We start from the raw sequence: 19,835 nt of genomic DNA on the forward strand, positions 1-19,835 counted from the left end.
AAGTTTCTATGTCATACTAGTAATTAATTTAAATTTTTATTAAAAATGAAAAAGCTAATACTAATTGCCATAGCCTTTATAGGGATACAAGCAATTGCTCAAGAACAAAACAATGAAAGACCAAGTAAGCAAGAAAGACATCAAAAAATGATGAATCTTTCTGCGGAAGATATGGCAACCCTTAAAACGAAAAAAATGACTTTGTTTTTAGATTTAAATGAGTCTCAGCAAGCTGAAATTAAAAAAATAAATCTAGAAAATGCCACAAAAAGAAAAGCAATGATGGCAACACGTAAAGCAAAAAAAGAAAGTGATGAAGCTCAAAAACCATCGCAAGAAGAAAGGTTTAAAATGGTTAATGCTAAATTAGACCATCAAATTGCCATGAAAGCTAAAATGAGAAACATTTTAAATGAAGCGCAATATACTAAATGGGAGAAAGCTTATATGCAAAAGGCTATGAAAGAAAAACACAAAAAGCAGGGCAAGAAACAAAAATAAATTAGTTAGTTTTAGTTTATTGATTAGAGTTTATTGATGAAAAACGCATCTCAAAATATCGGGATGCGTTTTGGGTTTTATATCTGTAATTAAAAGTTTTTAATTATTGCTATCATTGTAAATAACTTCATTAGAGAAATCTGTTCCATCAAGAGACTGTTGAATCGTTATCGTATTGGTTTGTATGTTAGTTAATTTATACCAAATAGAAGATAACACTTGTCCACTCCCTCCAAAATTATCTATCTTCATTATTCCTGAATTTTCATCTTCCCAAGTCCAAGCACCAGTTCCTTTAATTTCATTTCCTTGGAATGCTGTTCTTTGCTCATAATCACCATCAGAATGAAAATAAATATCCGCAGTAAGATCATTGGAATCATACCACCATTTGTCAAAAAAGAAAACATTTACAAAATTAGTATCCGTATTACTGTCATCGTCACTACTACAACTTGTCATAATAATCAATCCAATTATAAAAATCCCGAGTAGTTTTAAAAGGTTATTGCTTTTCATAGTTACTTTTTTAATGTTTACTTTTTTGTTAATGATTTTATATGTGAAAAGTAGCGTTTTTTTATGGTATTATCTAAACGTCTTTTAATCTTGTGTAAAATCTTGAAGAATTAGATGCATGAATAAGTAATTAATTTCTTAGTAAACAACTAAAAGAAACGCTTAACATTCAAACTACTATTTATAGCGTTTTGGCAACCTTATTTATAGTAGCTATGGTAAAATCTAAATCCTCATAAGTCAATGCGTCTGTTATAAACCAAGTCTCAAAAGCACTTGGCGCTATATAAACACCCTCATTAAGCATACCATGAAAGAATTTTTTAAAAGTTTCATTATTGCCTTTGGCAGCAGTATCAAAATCTACAACATCACCTTCATCAAAATGAACTGAAATCATAGAACCTGTCCTATTAATGGTATGCGTAATATTATTCTCAATTAAAACTTTAGAAATACCTTGGTGCAGATATTCGGTTTTTTTGGCTAATCGGTTAAATATCTCGTTATCATTATTCAATACCGTAAGCATGGCTAACCCAGCTGCCATAGCTAAAGGGTTTCCACTTAATGTCCCAGCTTGATACACGGGTCCTAATGGTGCTAAATGATTCATAATCTCATTTCTAGCAGCAAAAGCACCAACAGGTAAACCTCCTCCAATAACTTTACCAAAGCAAACAATATCAGCATTTATACTGAATAATTCTTGTGCGCCGCCTTTAGCTAAACGAAAACCAGTCATGACCTCATCAAAGACCAATAATATACCATTTGCATCACATAAACCCCTTAACCCCTTCAAAAAACCCGCTTTAGGAGGAATACAACCCATATTACCTGCAACTGGTTCAATAATAATACAGGCTATTTCGTTTTTATTTGCTTCAATTAAAGCCTTCACATGTTCTATATCATTGTAACATGCCAACAAGGTGTCTTTTGCCGTTCCTTTGGTAACACCTGGACTATTTGGTGTTCCAAACGTACTGGCACCGCTTCCTGCTTGAATTAAAAATGAATCTGAATGCCCGTGATAACAGCCTGCAAATTTTATAATTCTATCTTTTCCTGTAAATCCACGTGCTAAACGAATGGCACTCATACAAGCTTCGGTTCCAGAGTTTACAAAACGTATTTTATCAACATTAGGCACCATAGAAACAGTCAATTCCGCTATTTGAGTTTCAATTTCTGTTGGCATTCCAAAGGATGTTCCTTTTTTAGCCTTTTCAATGACTGCATTCACAACAGGCTCATAAGCATGCCCTAAAATCATCGGACCCCAAGAATTTATATAATCAATTAAACGGTTCCCGTCTTCATCATATAAATATGCACCTTTTGCTTCTTTAACAAAAATAGGTGTTCCGCCTACTCCTTTAAACGCTCTTACCGGTGAGTTTACACCTCCAGGTATTACTTTTTCTGCTTTGGCAAATAACGCACTGCTTCTTTTATAAATCATTAATTAGTTTTTTGATGTTGGCTTTACGACCAATACTTGACCAATATCAAGTGCTGTATCATTTAAGCCATTTATGTTTTGAAGTTCTTTTACTGTAATATTATATCTTTTTGAAATGGAATATAAAGTATCTCCTTTAGCAACTGTGTAAGTAATTCGCTGTTTTATTGGGTTTTTAAATTCCTCATAATTATTACCCAAAACGGCTTTATCATACTTGAACAACTTGTACCGTTCAATCAAGCTAATAAGTTTTTGCGGATATTTTTTATCTGTTGCATAACCTGCAGCTTTCAATCCCCTAGCCCAACCTTTGTAATCTTCTTTTTTTAATTTGAAAAGTTTTGAATAGCGCTTTCGTTCACTAAGAAACAACGAATGATCTCTAAATGAATATTTGGCATCTTTATATTTTCTGAAACATTCTTGTTTTTTATCATCATCATGATAAATCTTTTTACCGGTCCAACCATGGCATTTAATCCCAAAATGGTTGTTTGCTTGAACTGACAACCTTCCTTTTCCTGACCCAGACTCAAGAATACCTTGAGCTAAAGTTATACTTGCAGGAATGCCATATAGACGCATTTCCTGCTGTGCTGTGTTTTTATGTGTATCGATATAACGTTCGGTATTATTAGCATAAACTTTATGTACTTCTTTGTTAACCGTTTTCGGTGCTTGTTTTGAGGTACCACTAGGCCTTTTAGTTACAATGCTTTTTTTAGACTTACAACTAAAAACAAAACACACAAGACATAATAATAAAAGTATTCTATTCATGTAATTACTCAATTATTGGTAAATTTTTCTTTTTTAAAACCACATTCATTCCTTCTATTCCTTGTAAACCACCCGTATGAATGGCTAAAATTTTAGAGTCTTTCGGAAAATATGCCTTTTCAATCAAATCGAAAATACCAAACATCATTTTTCCTGTATAAACAGGATCTAATTGTATTTGATAATCCGCTTTAAACTGATTGATAAAACTGATTAATTCGGTATTTATTTTAGCATAGCCTCCAAAATGATAATCGGTTATTAGCTTCCAATTGCTTTGCGTTACAAATTTACTAATATCTTGTTGTAAAAAATTGCCTTTTAAAGCAGGAAAACCTAAAACTTGTTGACTAGGTTTTGAACAATTTACTAGACCAGAAATTGTTCCACCTGTTCCAACTGCACAACAGACAAAATCAAAATCATCATCTTGATCTGTCAAAATTTCTTTGCAACCTGTTATGGCCAAAGAATTTGTACCACCCTCTGGTATAAGATAAAAATCGTTAAACTCTTCTTTTAAATGGTTTAAAAAAGCTTCGGAAGTTTTATTTCTGTATACGTCTCGAGATACAAACTTAAATTGCATGCCATTTTCCTTTGCAAAACTTAAAGTTGGGTTATCAAAAATTTTATCTTTCAACTCCTCGCCTCTTATAACGCCTATGGTTTTAAAACCTAAAATACTTCCAGCGGAAGCTACCGCCGCAATATGGTTTGAAAACGCGCCTCCAAATGTTAATACCGTTTTAAAACCTGCTTTTTCAGCATGTAAAAGATTGTATTTAAGCTTTCTGTATTTATTACCAGACACAAAGGCATGCAACTGGTCTTCACGTTTTACAAATAGCTCTACACCCTTTTCTTTAGGGAGATCTACCTGCTCATTAACTGTTTTTTCAAACTCAAATATCATTAGGCGCGAAGGTACTTCAAAAAAGTCCATAATGGGCGATTATTGATATATTCTAAATGATGTTCATTAAAGTAAGCTTCTCTTTCAAATGAAATATTTCTATAAGCTTTGTGCCAATTTTTATATTGAAACCATCGAATTATAAATTCAATCATATAAAACAAATAAAAAGGAATCACCAATAGTTCTATTTGTTGTTTCAAATGAATTTTCTCATGGTTTATTAGAACACGATTATCTTTTAAATGTTTCGCTTTCAAAAAAACAAAAGGAAATATGGTCATTCCCGTATACCCTTTAGGCACTAAATATTTTGAAATAAAAATCATAACTATAACACTTCAAAAATCAATCCAAGAAAACTTTTTTAAAACTTTCCTTTAGATTTCCGTCCTGATAACCATCGGGAGCTACCAGCATCTTGGAAGTAACAATTTATGGAATTTTGATATAAAACATCAAGAAATAATATCTTCAATTTACACTATCTTTGTTATATATGAAGAAAATTGTCCCCATTGAAGAAGGTGATTACTATCTAACACCCGAAGGTTACCGCTGTTTTACAAAGCAATACCATTTAAAACGTGGGTATTGCTGCGAAAGCGGATGCAGACATTGCCCTTATGGGTACAACAAAGCAACCAATTCCATTACTAAAAAATAGGTTTGGACATACGTTTAATGACATATAGAATTAAAGTTGCGAATACCTACCACCGTGTAGATATTCGTTACCCATAGTTGATGCCGATTTACAAGATAAATTCGTATTAATTAACATATTCATAAAATGACATTTAAAAATCAAATACTTGAGGGCATCCCTTCCACATTACCACCAGCCAAGCCTTTTGAAGCTGACATTAATCATGCACCTAAAAGAAAAGATAGTCTTTCAGCAGAAGAAAAAAAGCTAGCGCTGCGCAACGCTCTAAGGTATTTTAACAAAAAACTTCATCCCGAATTAATAACAGAATTTAAAAGTGAGCTAGATACTTACGGACGCATTTATATGTATCGATTTCGTCCAGATTATAAGATGTATGCACGCCCTATAAATGAATATCCAGCAAAATCAGAGCAAGCTGCTGCCATTATGCTTATGATTCAGAATAATTTGGATTATAAAGTGGCACAGCATCCGCATGAGTTAATTACGTATGGAGGTAATGGTGCTGTATTTCAAAATTGGGCGCAATATAGATTGACCATGAAATATTTGGCTGAAATGAATAACGAGCAAACCCTTGTTATGTATTCCGGACATCCTATGGGGTTATTCCCTAGTCATGCTGAAGCGCCAAGAGTTGTTGTAACCAATGGTATGATGATTCCTAACTACTCCAAACCGAATGATTGGGAAAAATTTAATGCTTTGGGTGTTACCCAATATGGGCAAATGACAGCTGGTAGCTATATGTACATTGGTCCGCAAGGCATTGTTCATGGAACAACAATTACGGTTTTAAACGGTTTTAGAAAGATAAACAAATCGCCTAAAGGCCATTTATTTCTAACCTCTGGATTAGGTGGTATGAGTGGTGCCCAACCCAAAGCTGGAAATATTGCGGGCTGTATTACGGTCTGTGCAGAAGTAAATCCTAAAATCACACAAGTTCGATTAGACCAAGGTTGGGTTGACGAAAAAATTACGGATTTAGACGAATTAGTCACTCGAGTTCGTAAAGCTAAAGCTGAAAAAGAAACGGTTTCCATTGCTTATTTAGGGAATATTGTAAATGTTTGGGAAAAATTTTATGATGCTCATATTTATATTGATTTAGGAAGCGATCAAACCTCGCTACACAACCCTTGGGCTGGAGGCTACTATCCTGTTGGGCTTTCTTATGAAGCATCTAATGATTTAATGGCTGATAATCCCGAATTGTTTAAAGAGAAAGTTCAAGAAACCCTTTGTCGTCATGCCGATGCCATTAATAAGCATACTGAAAAAGGCACCTATTTTTTCGATTATGGAAATGCGTTCCTTTTGGAAGCCTCTCGGGCTGGTGCAGATGTTATGTCCAAAACTCCAAGCTTAGGAAGGGAATTTAAATACCCCTCTTATGTACAAGACATTATGGGACCTATGTGCTTTGATTATGGCTTTGGCCCATTTCGTTGGGTTTGTGCTTCAGGAAAACCAGAAGATTTAGAAAAAACAGATACCATAGCTTGCTCCATTTTAGAGGACATAAAGAAACATGCTCCTGAAGACATCCAACAACAAATGGCTGATAATATTCAATGGATAAAAGGTGCTCAAGAGAACAAATTGGTCGTTGGTTCGCAAGCCAGAATACTTTATGCTGATGCTGAAGGTCGCATGAAAATTGCCCAAGCTTTTAACAATGCTATTGCAAAAGGCGATATTGGTTATGTTATTTTGGGTCGAGATCATCATGATGTTTCAGGAACCGATTCGCCTTACAGAGAAACATCTAATATTTATGATGGGTCACGTTTCACAACAGATATGGCTATTCATAATGTTATTGGCGATAGTTTTAGAGGTGCTACATGGGTAAGCATACATAATGGTGGTGGCGTTGGATGGGGCGAAGTAATTAACGGAGGATTTGGTATGGTTCTTGATGGTACTAAAGAAGCTGAAAAACGCTTAAAGTCTATGCTATTCTGGGATGTAAATAACGGTATATCCAGACGAAGTTGGGCAAGAAATGATGGTGCTATTTTCGCAATAAAACGTGCTATGGAAACGGAGCCAAATTTGAAAGTAACATTGCCAAATACTGTTGATGATAGTTTATTGGATTTACTATAACCATTAAAAAATTGTACTATGAAAAAACTTTTAAAAACCCTGCCAATCTTAGCATTACTAATAGTGGCTTCCTCTTGTAGTTCTGTTAGAGTTGCAACTGATTATGATAAAAACGCTAAATTTAGCGAATACAAAACCTTTGCCTTCTTTAAGACTGGTATTGACAAAGCAGAAATTAACGATTTAGACAAACGTCGAATTCTCCGAGCGATTGAGGCAGAACTTTTAGCCAAAGGCTTTACAAAATCTGAAAACCCGGATATATTGGTTAGTCTATTTACAAAATCACAACAACGTGTTGACGTTTACAACAACTCTTGGGGCATGGGCGGCTGGGGCTGGGGTGGCTTTGGCCCAGGTTGGGGTGGTTTTGGTCCAGGCTGGGGTTGGGGTTGGAACCAACCGACTGTGTCTACAAGTACACAAGGCACCTTGTATTTAGATTTGATTGATGCCGATAAAAAAGAGTTAGTATGGCAAGGTATGGGTACAGGCTATTTAAGCAGAAATATGGAGAAAAAAGAAGAACGTATCAAAGAGTTTGTTTCTAAAATTATGGAGAAATATCCTCCTGGAGCTACAAAATAATTTAGCAACATATCATAAACTAAAAGCGATTCAAATTTGAATCGCTTTTTTATTACATAACAATATCATTCTTCCATTCATAAGGTTCTGGAATATCTGTGTCATCTATAAGTTGTCGAATATCTATTTCTATTCCTCTACTCATATCTGTAATAGGCACATCGTTTGGGCCTCCTTCAAAAGGGTTTTCTGTATTTTCACCTATAGCTTCCATAGTATGGAATACCCAAGCTATTAATGCACTAAATGGCACAGAAAACCAAACAAAATGTTTTGCAATAAACTCTTGTATTTTATGTGTTAAGGAACTATGGGATTCATGGGTCATTAAATCTTCCAATATATGATCGCCAATAACTTCAAAACCTTCCATAATACCAAACGGCAATAAAATGATAAATATCCAAACAAACATATAGTTCAGTGTTGCAAACTGTCTTGGGTATGGAAAGTTTTTAATGCGTTCGCTTTTACCTTGAAGGGCATAAAACTCAACTAATAAATTAGCCATTTCCATGTGCCTAAAATCTTCAATCAATCCATCATTCATCAATTCTTTTAATCGTCGTGATTGAATTCCCAAAATCTGAGAGGCTTGATTTCCTTTTGAAAAAATGGTTTTAAATTCATCATCTGAGAGGTATTCTTGTATAGCATCTTCAACTGTAATTTCATCCTCACAAACCCTAAAATGGTTACTTCTAAATTCTTCATTCGACTTTCCTTTTTTCAAATGCATTTCCCAAGGTTTGTCTTGTCTTAATTGATACCGGAGCGCTGTTAACCAAGCTACATGTCTATGTACCAATTCGCGTTTTACAGATTGCAACTCATCCTCAGTTCTTATTTTTTTAGCGTGGTCATTGGTTATAAAATCTTTTACCATAATCGTCCAAGACCGCGATGCATTAACAATACCTCCCCAAATTTTTCGGGCTTCCCAAAGCCGATCATAGGACGCATTATTTTTAAAACTCACAATAAACGCTACGGCTGTACCCAACACGCCTAATGGCAACCACGGCACATGTAACCACTTTAAACCGACAACATCAAATAACACAACAGGAATAAGTGCTATTAATAGAAATAAAAAAATGTGTCTGCGTGTCCATTTTAAAACGCCTCTTACAGGAAATATCCGTCTTGTATACATGTTTTTGAATTGAAAAGTTTAGTGTTCTAAATATATGTAAATCTTTAATAATTATTTAACAGCATTCAAGAATAGAATTATTGAAAGAAACATTAAATTATTCGTATTTTGATGAATTATTCGTATTTTTATACAGGTTTACCATATAAAAATTAACAATGTCGAATTTATTTGAATCTAACGAAATACTACAAAAGCTACCTAAACACTTAAAGCAGTTTATAAAGCCTCAAAATTATGAGGACTATTCAGCTATTGACCAAGCGGTATGGCGCTATGTTATGCGAAAAAATGTAGACTTTTTAAGTACTGTAGCACACAACTCCTATTTAGAAGGTTTAAAACAAACTGGTATTTCTATTGATAGTATTCCTAATATGTACGGCATGAATCGTATTTTAAAAGATATTGGTTGGGCCGCAGTTGCTGTTGATGGCTTTATCCCGCCTAATGCCTTTATGGAATTTCAAGCTTACAATGTATTAGTCATTGCTAGCGATATTAGACAATTGGAACATATTGAATATACGCCCGCCCCAGATATTATACATGAAGGCGCAGGCCATGCGCCAATTATTGCCAATCCAGAGTATGCTGAATATTTAAGACGCTTTGGAGAAATTGGCTGTAAAGCTATTTCATCGGCTAAAGATTACGAATTGTATGAAGCCGTAAGACATTTATCGATTATAAAAGAAGCTCCTAATTCTTCTGAAAAAGAGATTGCTTGCGCAGAAAAAAAAGTAAAAGATTTGCAACAAAATATGGGTAAACCCAGTGAAATGGCACTTATTAGAAACTTACATTGGTGGACGGTTGAATATGGTTTGATTGGCACTGTTGAAAACCCAAAAATATATGGCGCAGGCTTATTATCATCTATAGGCGAAAGTGCTTGGTGCATGACTAATGATGTTAAAAAACTACCATACAATATACAAGCTACATACAAAGATTTTGATATTACCAAACCGCAACCTCAACTATTTGTAACACCTAATTTTGCGCATTTAAGCTTAATTTTAGAAGAGTTTGCCAATACCATGGCTTTACGCAAAGGTGGGCTTTCTGGAGTACGCAAGTTAATACAATCCAAAGCCTTAGGAACGATTGAATTGAGTACTGGACTTCAAGTTTCTGGCGTGTTTAGCAATGTTATTGATTCTGACGGAAAAGCTATTTACATTCAAACTCAAGGCAAAACGGCTTTATCATATAGAGAAAAAGAATTAGTCGGCCATGGTATAGCATATCATGCTAAAGGATTTGGATCTCCTGTCGGAAAATTAAAAGGTATTAACCTTGCTATTGAAGATATGAGTCCACGTGACTTAACGGCTTATAATATTTATGAAGAAAAAACAGTGACCTTGGAATTTGAAGGTGGTATTATTGTTTCTGGTGAAATTATTACCGGCAAGCGTAATCTTCAAGGAAAAATAATATTGATTAGTTTTAAAAATTGTACCGTTATTTACAACGAAACCGTATTATTTAAACCTGAATGGGGCATTTATGATATGGCGGTTGGCAAAAGTATTGTTTCGGCATTTTCTGGTCCTGCCGATTTAAACAGTTTTGATTTAATAACACATGTCCCTTCCTCACAAACCATTCATGTACAAAAATCCCATGAACGCTTACAGCTTGAAGCATTATATCAACAAGTTAGGGATTATAGAGACAACAAAAATAGAACCATATCTAGAACTAAAGTTTTAGAACAGCTTATAGAAAGACATCCTAATGATTGGTTATTACCTGTTGAGCTTTATGAGTTGGCTCATTTAGGAAATGAAAGTGTATTGTGTAAAAAAATATGGAATCATTTAGAAACCATTAAACAAAATAAACCTGAATTAGGTCAGTTAATTGATGATGGGTTAAGAATTATAACTAATTCTAAGATTAGTATTTAAACTCCTTTATCGCCTAAATTTGTCTTAGAAGTTAATTATTTAAATAGATGAAATTCTGGAATGCCAAAACCTTGAGATAGCATGAATTATAGATTACTTGAAACGTTTCAAAGTGTTTTTAGTAAATGTACTCAAAACAAGTTTGCCACTTTTTTCTGCACGTTCCGCTAACAAACTATCCCAATGCTCAGTGTTTTTCCAAAACACGGTTTTCATTTCTTTTAAAGCTTCGGGGTTATAACTTGCTAATTTTTCTGCTAGAACTTGAACAGCTTCGTCTAGTTCTTCAACAGTTTCAAACACATCAGAATACAGGCCTTTAGTTTTCGCAAATTCAGCTGAAAAAAAGGTTTCGGCATCAATAGTCATTTGGGACATCGCTGTTGTTCCTATTTTACGCGAAACTGCTGGTTCTATAACAAACGGCCCAATTCCTATACTTAATTCACTTAACTTAATGGAAGCATATTGTGTTGCTAAACAATAATCTGTAGCTGAGGCTAAGCCTACACCTCCTCCAACTGCTTTCCCTTGTACTCGACCTATAATTATTTTTGGACACTTACGCATGGCATGTATGACATTAGCAAATCCTAAGAAAAACTGTTTACCTACAACCGCATTTTCAATAGCAATTAACTCATTAAAACTAGCACCAGCACAAAAGGTTCTATTGCCACCACTTTTTAGAACAATAATTTTAATGGCATCATTTTTTCCAGCATCAATTATAATTTGCTCTAATTTCGATAAAACCTCACTGGGCATAGCGTTTCTATTAGGGTGAAAGAACTCGACATATCCAACTTTGTTTTCAACATTAAGAGTAACGTAGGGGTGTTCCATGGGTTATAATTAAATAGTAATACTTGAAAGGTTGAAGATACAAATTTACTTTTTTAAATCTATTTCAGTAATTTTAAAAAATGAATAGTACAGTATTATAAAATTACAACTATGGGATTTTTAGAATTTATTTTTGGAGCAAAAAAGCGTCAGGTTGAAAACTATTTAAAAAAAGGCGCATTAATTTTAGATGTTAGAACACAAAAAGAATGGGATAACGGCCATATAGAACATGCCATTCATATCCCTTTAAACGAACTTAATAATAGAGTGGATGAAGTAAAAAAACTCAACAAACCTTTTATTGTTTGTTGCGAAAGCGGTGTGCGTTCTGCTAAAGCTGCTAAGTTTTTAAACTTAAATAACATAGATGCCACTAATGGTGGTGGTTGGGTAAGTCTAAATAATAAGCTATAGCTTTATTTGATATAACGCTTCATTTTTAATTATGGGGGAGTTATTATATTGCAAGGTCCATCCCAATGAATTGGTCAGTATATAAAATTTGGAAAGTTCACTAATCAATCTGTTTTTTGCATTTGTTTTAATATCCGAAGCTTCTATTTTTTTATTCAAGGATTGTTTCACGATATGTTTAATGGCGTTATAATCTTTGGCTTCAAAAGGGTTTAAAAAATCGGCTTGAATATCATAGTACTCAAAATCTGGACTGATTTTTATATCTTCTTTGGGAATATTTAATATGTTAAGGGTTTTAGTTTCTTCATTGACTTCAAATTCAATTTGACTTAAATCATAAGCAATCGTAACGTCTGCATTAACCACAACAAGAGCTTTTTTTTCAGAAGTAAAATAATCCCCAAAAATATCTTTTGAGTTTTTATAATTGAAAACCTCACTAAAATGGCCTTCGGTAACTATTAACTTTCCAACATTTTTAATTTGTTCTTGAATGAGTGTCGAATTTTCTTGAAGTACCAGTTTGTTTTCTTGTTTATCGCCACAATATTTGAACGTAAACAAAACGATTAAAGTGATAATAACACCAAATAGAATTTTTCGCATATGCTAAGTAAAGAAATATTTTAGAATCTACAATTTCTTTATTAATGAGGGAGATTAAAAATAATTAAGTCAAAACATAAGGTTTTTTTCAAAAGTTACATTAATTTAAGTTTAAAGGAACATTATATCAACTTATTCTTTTTTGCTTTTTGTACAGCTTCTAACTTATTATGTACTTGCAATTTTTTATAGATATTTTCAATATGTTTTCTAACAGTGCCTACTGATAAAATAAGGTTATCAGCTATTGAGTTATAACTAAGTCCTTTGCTAAGTTGTTCAAGTACATCAACTTCTCTAGCGGTGAGTTTAATGTCTTCTTTTTCTTGAGCATTATCAATTTCCAAAGGATTTCTTAGTAATTTCAACGTTTTTAAGGCTATTGAAGGATTCATGGCGGCACCTCCACTTAAGGTTTCTAATATCCCGTTGTTTAAATCTTTAGCATTAACTTCTTTTAGCAAATATCCATCGGCCCCAGCTTTTATGGCGTTAAAAATATTCTCATCATTATCAAAAACAGTCAACATTATAATTTTAATATGCGGATATTTTTGCTTAACAATTTCAGTGGTTTCTATACCATTTAAAATAGGCATTTCTATATCCATTAAAATAACATCTATATTATGGTTTTTTCCTAGTTTATCTAATAACTCAGAACCATTCATAGCTGAATATTTCACATTTAAATCTTCGAAAAACGACAATTTCTCCTCAACTGTTCTTATCAAAAAAGTATTATCGTCTACTATTGCTATTTTAATATTCATTTACTTTGGTTTACGAATGTAAAAGTTAGCATTTTATTCATATTACACCATACGTAATTTATCGTATATTTTATACGATTAGGGAAATTACTGTACCCTTGCCTAAATGGCTTTCAATACTGATGTTTGTCTGTAACTCTTGAGCCCGTTTTTTCATATTGTTTAGTCCATTTCCAAAACTGGAATTTTCAGGCTTAAACCCTTTTCCATTATCCTTTATTTCAATTTTAACCCCTTGATTAACTTTAGAAATATTAACCGATACTGATTTTGCTTCGGAATACTTAATTGCATTGTTTATGGCCTCTTGAACTATTCTATAAATATTCATACCTTTTACTGATGTAAAAATGAGTGCTTTTGAAACAGATTTATCGACATTAAAACTGAAAGCCATATTATTAGAATATGTATCGGCTTTATCAATAAAATTTGAAATTCTTGCTTGCAAATCCTCAAGTGTGATTTCATTTTTATTCATGGCCCAAATGGTATCGCGCAGTTCATAAATAGTCTCTTTTGTAAATGCGCTTATACTTTGCAATTTATTAGTAAGTTTTTTATTGGTGATTTTAAATCCGTATTGTAAATTCTCAATGGATGAAATGATAAAGGTCAGCTGTGCTCCTATATTATCATGTAAATCTCTGGATATACTTAAACGCTGTTCTTGAAGTCTATTTTGGGTTTCTATTTTAATTAAAGCATCTTTAAGCTCTCCTTCTCTTTGAAGTTGACGGTTTTTAAGTTTCTGTTGATTAAAAAGCAAATAGCCCAAAAGTGAAATAAATACAGCCAAAATACCTAAGCCTATTAGTTGGGTATTTTTCTTATTTAATTTAAGTTCTTTCTCCGCTAAATTGGCACGTTGTACTTGGATTTCTTTTTCACGTTCTGCGGCATTATATTTTTCTTGGACTTCGGTTACTTGTTTCGTTATTCTATTATTAAATATGGAATCTTGAATTAGATTGTAACGCTTCTGATAATAAATTATACTGTCTCTATCTGTATTTTTTTTTAAGGCTTGATATAATAAAAGTGCTTCATAAGCCTTCATCTCTAATTCCTTGGCTGCCGTTTTTTTAGAAATATTAAGGCCTAAGTTCAATTTATCCTTTGCTTTCGAAGTTTCACCAGTAGAAAGGTATAAAACACCAAGGTTTATAGCTGCACTCGATATGCCATAGTTGTCTTTAAGTTTAGATCGTAATACAAAAGCTTTATTAAAAGCAATAATGGCTTGTTCAAATTTTTCTTGGTTTTTAAATAAAGATCCTAGGTTGTTATATATAGTGGCCAACTCTCTTTGATACCCATTCTCTTGAGCTATTTCAATGCCTTTCTGATAAAATTTAAAACTATTTAATGTGTCTTTTAAAAACAGATAGGAGTTCCCTATGTTGGTATAAGAACGTGTTAGCCCTACATAATCATTAATTTTTTTGCATGTTTCGGCTATTTCAAGATGCGAGCTAAGTGCTTTTTTGTATTGCTTTAAATCTTGATGAATATTTGCAATATTGTTCTTTATAACAGTTGCATATTTTATATGGTTTTTTGCTTCATATATTTTTAGTGCTTCTGTTGCATAAATTATTGATGAATCTAACTTAAAAGTTCGTTGGTAAGAAATGCCCAGTTTATTATAAGCACTAGCCATCCCCATAGAATCTAGCATTTGTTCTCGAATATTTAATGTCTTTTTATAATATCTAATGGATTTATTAAAATCTGCTAATCCGTAATGTATTATACCAATATCATTATATGCTTGGGCTTCTCCAAGCTTATTTTGGGTGCTTTTTGAAAGCTTTAATGCTAAATTCCCATAAGCAAAAGCAGAATCAGTAGATATATTTCTATAATACCAACATAAGTCGCTATAGGCTTTAATTTTTATGGAGTCTTGAGGTTTTGAAGCAATCACAAGCTTTAAACTATCGATAAGTTTTAATGGGTTTTGAGAGAAACCATAAAGACTAAAGAATACAAATATGATGGATAGAAACTTATGCTTCATAACAATTAAGATTACTTATCAAATATAAGTTTTTGTAACAAAAGAATGTCTTTGGTTATTTTGAAAAGTCTTTTAAAAACAGACTTCTGTAAATTGTCCGATAAATAGAGTTTTTCTATATTCATCTTAGATTTATTGTTTTCTAATACCAACTGTTCTTCCAATAACAAGTGATTTCTAAATGCATTTTCTTTTATTGCTTGTGTATCCCAATAAGCTTTAACTATAAAAGCAAGTAATACAGCTAACAGCAAATAAATTAATATGCTAAAAAAATCAAAATTCATTATTATAGACGTTTTCAATACTCTTTAAAATCAAAAATAGATGCAAAAAAAAACACCAATTGCCAATCATTTTATAGATTGGTCATTGATGTTTTTTGATATGAACTGATTAATAGCAGATTCAATTTATAAATATTTGTAATATGATGAGCAATTTATCGACCAAGTGCTGTTAAAAAAAGATTAAGCGCAATAATCTGATTATCACGCCTAATCAAACAAATCTCAACAACAAGATTTATTTTTTAAGATCATAAGCGTATACACTATTGTTGTTTGCCAGGTAGTACAAATATCCTCCAAAATCATCAACTTCATAGATAGGCTTCTTGTCTTTTAATATAATCTCTTTTTCTACAATGCCGTTATCTTTATTAACTTTTACCAAGCCTACACCATCGTCTAATTTTGTTAAGATAAATTGCGCATTTTCAGTTGCTGCTGTTGCTCTAAAACGCTTAGCCATTTCATTAAATGATGCTGTTGCTATAGCTGCATAAGCATCAGCCTCTCTCTTTTTTTGAGCGCCGTATTGATTGTATTGCCCTAAATGATTTCTATTAGCGCCTGCTTGAAAGCTTGACTCCGCCATAGCTGCGGTAGATGCCAAAGCTACTGCACTTAAAGCTACAATAGCAAAAGCACTTTTTCCAGGAGATCTGTAATACTCATGAAATTTTGTTGAACCATCAAAATCTAGCATCATTAGGTTTTGATCTGACGCTAATAGCAATCCGCCATCTCTTACATCAAGACTTGTTGGGTTTTCCTTTTCATCAAATTTATAGGTGGCAAATGTGTTAATATTACCAGAATTTTCATCTATAGCAATCATTTCATCACCTGTGCTAATTAAAAAGCGACTATGGGCTTCATCATAAGTACTCGTAACTGCTTTTGCCTTTTTGTATTTAATGGGTTTGCTCCAAATAGACTCACCTGTATCCAGATTAATAATATCTGCATCACTATCGGTTATATAAATCATACCCTGCTTGGTTAATGCCATAGTATGAATGTTTTCGCCTGTTTTTAACGGCTTTTTGAACAAGGGTTTTCCTTCATAAGAAATTTTATTTATACCGCCTTCTCCTACGCCAAACAAAATACCATCATCCATAATATAAAAATGTTGTACATATCCTTTTGTTTTTGGTGCCTTTTCCCATAAGTCTGCGCCAGTACTTGAGGACAAAAAAGAAATATTACTTTGTGCTTTGGCAGATGCCAATTTACCTAAGCCTTTTTTACCTGAATCTGCCACATCACTGACTATAGCTAAACCTTTAGGGGTTACTTCAAAATTTGACACAACACCTTTAAGTTTATTACCTTCCCCCCACATCTGAGCTCCTGAAGGGCTTATTTTATGAATCATATGATTCTTTCCTTTACCTTGGACGGCATACATAGCTTTTCCATCTTCAGCAGGAATAACATACGCTACATTTTTTAGGTCTACAACCCAATTTTCTGCTCCTGTGTTCATATCTATTCTATAAATACCTTTAAACGTAGGTAGTATAACACCTCCATCAATTATACTTGGCCTTCCTGTAAGTGTATTAGCGCCTTTTAATTTAAAAAGTTTAACTTCATTACCAGTGGCCATATCATAAATACCAACGGCTTGCGTATATTTTTCTTTAGCTGTACGCTGTCCAGAAACAATTAATTTATTTTCTGGCATTATTAAAGTTGGTCTTCCTGCAGCTTTCCAGCCATTTGCTTTAGTATCGAATAAACGTTTACCGGAAACAACATCAATAACACTTTGTTTTGCAGCAATACCACCAAAGCCTGCTTGACCTACCATAACGTATGGCGTATTTGGTACTATAAATATTTCTTCTTGTTTTACTTTTCCGTAATCATCAAAGTTAAATACTAAGCCTTTCTGTCCAGGTTTTATACCTGCTAAACCTTTGCCATGGGTTATTAACATGACTCCAGAAGTTGTCAAAGTCATTTGATCTATTTTCCCTCCTAAGTTATATGTAAAATCAGGAGTTTCTGCTTTTTGTGCTTGTCCAACGCTTACCATTAGCATACATACTAATAGCAAACTAAATTGCTTTATATGTCTCATTGTTGACTTGTTTTTTGTTAATAATAACAATAGAGTTATGCAATATTTACACAACTCTATTTATAAAATTTATATGCTTTGTTTTGACAGATCGAAAGAACCTTCTATAACATCTTTTATAGAACCATCGCCATTTACATTCTTGCACTTAAAACTAAATGTGCCTTTTACATTTGAATCTGTTTCTTCAGAAACTGAGATTGAACCAACCTTGGTGTCATCATAGGGTGCTTGCCATATTTCTGTTGTAGAAGCTTGCGGATTACTTAAGTTAACATCGGTTTCAGTATAAGAAGCCGTTACGCCTTCTAGGCTAGCGCCTGAAATATCGTAAGTTCCTTCGCCTGTATAACCAAAAATGGTAATGGCAAAAGCGTTTCCATCGCTGTTTGAAGCAATAATGACTAAATTAGTAATGCCTCCAGCATTGGCTAGTGTTGCAGATGATGAAATTTCCATGGACTGAAAAGATGCACCTCCAACGTTTGCAACTAGAGTTCCTGAAGCAGCACTTCCTCCACCTCCTCCATCATCACTTTTTGAACATGATGTAATGGTTAGTAATGACCCCACCATTACGAATAGCATAATTTGTTTTAAATGTCTCATTGTTGAATTATTTATTGATTAATAGTTAAACAAAACTGCAACAATAGGAAGGACTAATCAATACGATGAATTACGTATATTTTTATTTACGATTGTGGAATTACGGTTTACTAAAAGTAAATTCGTTTAAAATTTAATATGTGGAAATTGATTTTGAAGCTTATTTATTTTGACTTTTAACTTTTGAACGAAGTTTTGATGTGCTTTAGATTCAGCATTAAATGCTTTGTGCTGAAGTCCTTTTTGAATGGTTTCAACGTTGTCCATAATCTTGAATGATTCATCAGAAATCCAAACACTTTTAAAGGTATCCCATATATAATTTATGGCGGTTTGGTTTGGGTGAATCATATCGTCATTATAAAAACGATAGTCTCGAAGTTCGTCCATCATGATTTCATAAGATGGAAAATAATAAGACTGACAATTACTAGACGGTTTTTGATTTAAAAACTGATGAATAGCCGAAATTAAATGCGCTTTGCTTTGCGTATTTTCAACAAAACCATCTTTTAAGTGACGAACTGGCGACACCGTAAAAATTATAGATGCTTCTAGATTTATCGATTGAATTAAGTCTGAAATATTCGTTAATGTGTTTAACATCTCTTCAGCAGACAATAGTTCTTTTTTAAATTGCTTTTGAGGGACTTTATGGCAATTGGCAACAATATTATTTGTTTCAATAAAACGGTACACCCATGATGTTCCTAAAGTAATAATGATATGTGTTGATTCTTGAATTTGTTTAGTTGTTAATCTGATTTGATTGTTCAACTCATTTAATAAATCTTTTTTTGATGTATTGCTTAATTTTGAATGTGCATCAAAACAATGCCACTGCTCATTATGAAAAAAAACATCCTTTTCTAAGTATTCTTTTTTATTTATAGCATTAGTAATTAAAGTTTCTATAGCCTTTGGATGGAATAAAATCCCAAAAGGATTTTGAAGATTTTGAAACTTAAAATAGTCTAACTTTTTACCTATGTTTTCTGAAAAACAGGAGCCTAATAATAGCGCATTTGAGTTGTAGTCTATTACGTTTTTAGACTGCTTATCTAATGGCATTTTGGTTTGTAGTTTCATCTCATGATTATTTTTTCACGCAAAGGCGCTAAGACGCAAAGATTATGGAAAACCTATAATCCGTTTACTATTCTTGTTATTCCTGTTTTTATTAGTGGACTATTGAAATTGACTAATAATCCTAATTTTAGCCCTGATAACTTTAAGTAAGTTATTAATTGTTTTGGGTGAACTGGATGAATCTCTAAAACTGATTTTATTTCTATAATAACTTTATTTTCAACTATTAAATCCGTTCTAAATCCTAAATCTAATTTCTTATTCTTTCAAATAACAGGCAATCGTTTTTGTCGGTCTACTTTTAGTCCTCTTTCAACCAATTCCGTAAATAAAACCTCTTCGTAAACAGACTCCAATAATCCTGGTCCTAAACCAACATGAATCTGGTAACAGCAATCAACAATTATCGAAGCCAAATAATTTTCAAAAGATTCATCTTTTTTATTCATACAGCT

20 protein-coding genes and 1 pseudogene are annotated in these 19,835 nt (G+C 33.0%); 6 read left to right on the plus strand and 15 right to left on the minus strand.

Annotated elements, in window-relative coordinates; translation table 11 throughout:
- Positions 1-45: 45 nt before the first annotated feature.
- Entirely contained in the window at positions 46-501 is a 456-nt protein-coding gene (locus ABD941_RS08390; RefSeq protein WP_345273684.1) for a hypothetical protein, read from the plus strand.
- A gap of 99 nt (positions 502-600) precedes the next feature.
- Here the strand turns inward: ABD941_RS08390 and ABD941_RS08395 are convergent, their stop codons facing one another.
- The 5 genes from ABD941_RS08395 to ABD941_RS08415 all read right to left on the minus strand — a co-directional run bounded on the left by ABD941_RS08395 (position 601) and on the right by ABD941_RS08415 (position 4,516).
- Positions 601-1,020, minus strand: coding sequence for a hypothetical protein (locus ABD941_RS08395; RefSeq protein WP_345273685.1), 420 nt, complete (start codon positions 1,018-1,020; stop codon positions 601-603).
- Between the two features lie 181 nt (positions 1,021-1,201).
- Positions 1,202-2,488 (minus strand): glutamate-1-semialdehyde 2,1-aminomutase, encoded by a 1,287-nt coding sequence (gene hemL / locus ABD941_RS08400; RefSeq protein WP_345273686.1) that lies wholly within the window; start codon positions 2,486-2,488, stop codon positions 1,202-1,204.
- Between the two features lie 3 nt (positions 2,489-2,491).
- The gene (locus tag ABD941_RS08405; RefSeq protein WP_345273687.1) at positions 2,492-3,271 is read right to left on the minus strand and encodes a glucosaminidase domain-containing protein; all 780 of its coding nucleotides are present in this window, start codon (positions 3,269-3,271) and stop codon (positions 2,492-2,494) included.
- A gap of 4 nt (positions 3,272-3,275) precedes the next feature.
- Positions 3,276-4,187: a 1-aminocyclopropane-1-carboxylate deaminase/D-cysteine desulfhydrase gene (locus ABD941_RS08410; protein ID WP_345273688.1), complete on the minus strand. Its 912-nt coding sequence runs from the start codon at positions 4,185-4,187 to the stop codon at positions 3,276-3,278.
- Positions 4,187-4,516 carry a hypothetical protein gene (locus ABD941_RS08415; protein ID WP_345273689.1) on the minus strand — a complete coding sequence of 110 codons (330 nt, stop codon included), beginning with the start codon at positions 4,514-4,516 and terminating at the stop codon, positions 4,187-4,189. Before ABD941_RS08415 ends, ABD941_RS08410 begins: the two co-directional genes overlap by 1 nt.
- A gap of 170 nt (positions 4,517-4,686) precedes the next feature.
- Here ABD941_RS08415 and ABD941_RS08420 point away from each other — a divergent pair, with 170 nt between their 5' ends.
- The 3 genes from ABD941_RS08420 to ABD941_RS08430 all read left to right on the plus strand — a co-directional run bounded on the left by ABD941_RS08420 (position 4,687) and on the right by ABD941_RS08430 (position 7,563).
- Positions 4,687-4,854 (plus strand): C1orf53 family protein, encoded by a 168-nt coding sequence (locus tag ABD941_RS08420; RefSeq protein ID WP_345273690.1) that lies wholly within the window; start codon positions 4,687-4,689, stop codon positions 4,852-4,854.
- A gap of 126 nt (positions 4,855-4,980) precedes the next feature.
- Positions 4,981-6,975 carry a urocanate hydratase gene (locus tag ABD941_RS08425; RefSeq protein ID WP_345273691.1) on the plus strand — a complete coding sequence of 665 codons (1,995 nt, stop codon included), beginning with the start codon at positions 4,981-4,983 and terminating at the stop codon, positions 6,973-6,975.
- 18 nt (positions 6,976-6,993) lie between these two features.
- Entirely contained in the window at positions 6,994-7,563 is a 570-nt protein-coding gene (locus ABD941_RS08430; RefSeq protein WP_345273692.1) for a DUF4136 domain-containing protein, read from the plus strand.
- 52 nt (positions 7,564-7,615) lie between these two features.
- Here the strand turns inward: ABD941_RS08430 and ABD941_RS08435 are convergent, their stop codons facing one another.
- On the minus strand, positions 7,616-8,719 hold the full coding sequence (locus tag ABD941_RS08435; RefSeq protein WP_345273693.1) for a bestrophin family protein: 1,104 nt from the start codon (positions 8,717-8,719) through the stop codon (positions 7,616-7,618).
- A gap of 158 nt (positions 8,720-8,877) precedes the next feature.
- On the opposite strand from ABD941_RS08435, the gene ABD941_RS08440 reads away from it, so the two are divergent.
- Complete coding sequence (locus ABD941_RS08440; protein ID WP_345273694.1) at positions 8,878-10,638, plus strand: aromatic amino acid hydroxylase; 1,761 nt, start codon at positions 8,878-8,880, stop codon at positions 10,636-10,638.
- Positions 10,639-10,731: 93 nt separating this feature from the next.
- On the opposite strand, the gene ABD941_RS08445 is transcribed toward ABD941_RS08440, so the two are convergent.
- A complete protein-coding gene (locus tag ABD941_RS08445; protein ID WP_345273695.1) occupies positions 10,732-11,484 on the minus strand; it encodes an enoyl-CoA hydratase/isomerase family protein in 753 nt (250 codons plus the stop codon).
- Positions 11,485-11,595: 111 nt separating this feature from the next.
- On the opposite strand from ABD941_RS08445, the gene ABD941_RS08450 reads away from it, so the two are divergent.
- Complete coding sequence (locus ABD941_RS08450; RefSeq protein WP_345273696.1) at positions 11,596-11,901, plus strand: rhodanese-like domain-containing protein; 306 nt, start codon at positions 11,596-11,598, stop codon at positions 11,899-11,901.
- Here ABD941_RS08450 and ABD941_RS08455 read toward each other — a convergent pair.
- From ABD941_RS08455 to ABD941_RS08490, 8 genes and pseudogenes are all read right to left on the minus strand, one after another.
- A complete protein-coding gene (locus ABD941_RS08455) occupies positions 11,896-12,510 on the minus strand; it encodes a DUF4230 domain-containing protein (protein ID WP_345273697.1) in 615 nt (204 codons plus the stop codon). The two genes, ABD941_RS08450 and ABD941_RS08455, sit on opposite strands and share 6 nt — an antisense overlap.
- A 122-nt stretch (positions 12,511-12,632) precedes the next feature.
- Complete coding sequence (locus tag ABD941_RS08460; RefSeq protein ID WP_345273698.1) at positions 12,633-13,283, minus strand: response regulator; 651 nt, start codon at positions 13,281-13,283, stop codon at positions 12,633-12,635.
- Between the two features lie 70 nt (positions 13,284-13,353).
- On the minus strand, positions 13,354-15,306 hold the full coding sequence (locus ABD941_RS08465; RefSeq protein ID WP_345273699.1) for a tetratricopeptide repeat-containing sensor histidine kinase: 1,953 nt from the start codon (positions 15,304-15,306) through the stop codon (positions 13,354-13,356).
- An 11-nt stretch (positions 15,307-15,317) separates the two neighbouring features.
- Positions 15,318-15,593, minus strand: a complete 276-nt coding sequence (locus ABD941_RS08470; RefSeq protein ID WP_345273700.1) for a hypothetical protein — start codon at positions 15,591-15,593, stop codon at positions 15,318-15,320.
- 238 nt (positions 15,594-15,831) lie between these two features.
- Positions 15,832-17,682, minus strand: a complete 1,851-nt coding sequence (locus ABD941_RS08475) for an outer membrane protein assembly factor BamB family protein (RefSeq protein ID WP_345273701.1) — start codon at positions 17,680-17,682, stop codon at positions 15,832-15,834.
- Between the two features lie 69 nt (positions 17,683-17,751).
- Positions 17,752-18,291 (minus strand): DUF6252 domain-containing protein, encoded by a 540-nt coding sequence (locus tag ABD941_RS08480; RefSeq protein ID WP_345273702.1) that lies wholly within the window; start codon positions 18,289-18,291, stop codon positions 17,752-17,754.
- Positions 18,292-18,417: 126 nt separating this feature from the next.
- Entirely contained in the window at positions 18,418-19,380 is a 963-nt protein-coding gene (locus ABD941_RS08485; protein ID WP_345273703.1) for a GSCFA domain-containing protein, read from the minus strand.
- A 53-nt stretch (positions 19,381-19,433) separates the two neighbouring features.
- Positions 19,434-19,829 (minus strand): annotated as a pseudogene (locus tag ABD941_RS08490) (GxxExxY protein).
- Positions 19,830-19,835: the final 6 nt, after the last annotated feature.

The organism is Flaviramulus aquimarinus, assembly GCF_039543205.1.
Lineage (GTDB): Bacteria > Bacteroidota > Bacteroidia > Flavobacteriales > Flavobacteriaceae > Flaviramulus_B > Flaviramulus_B aquimarinus.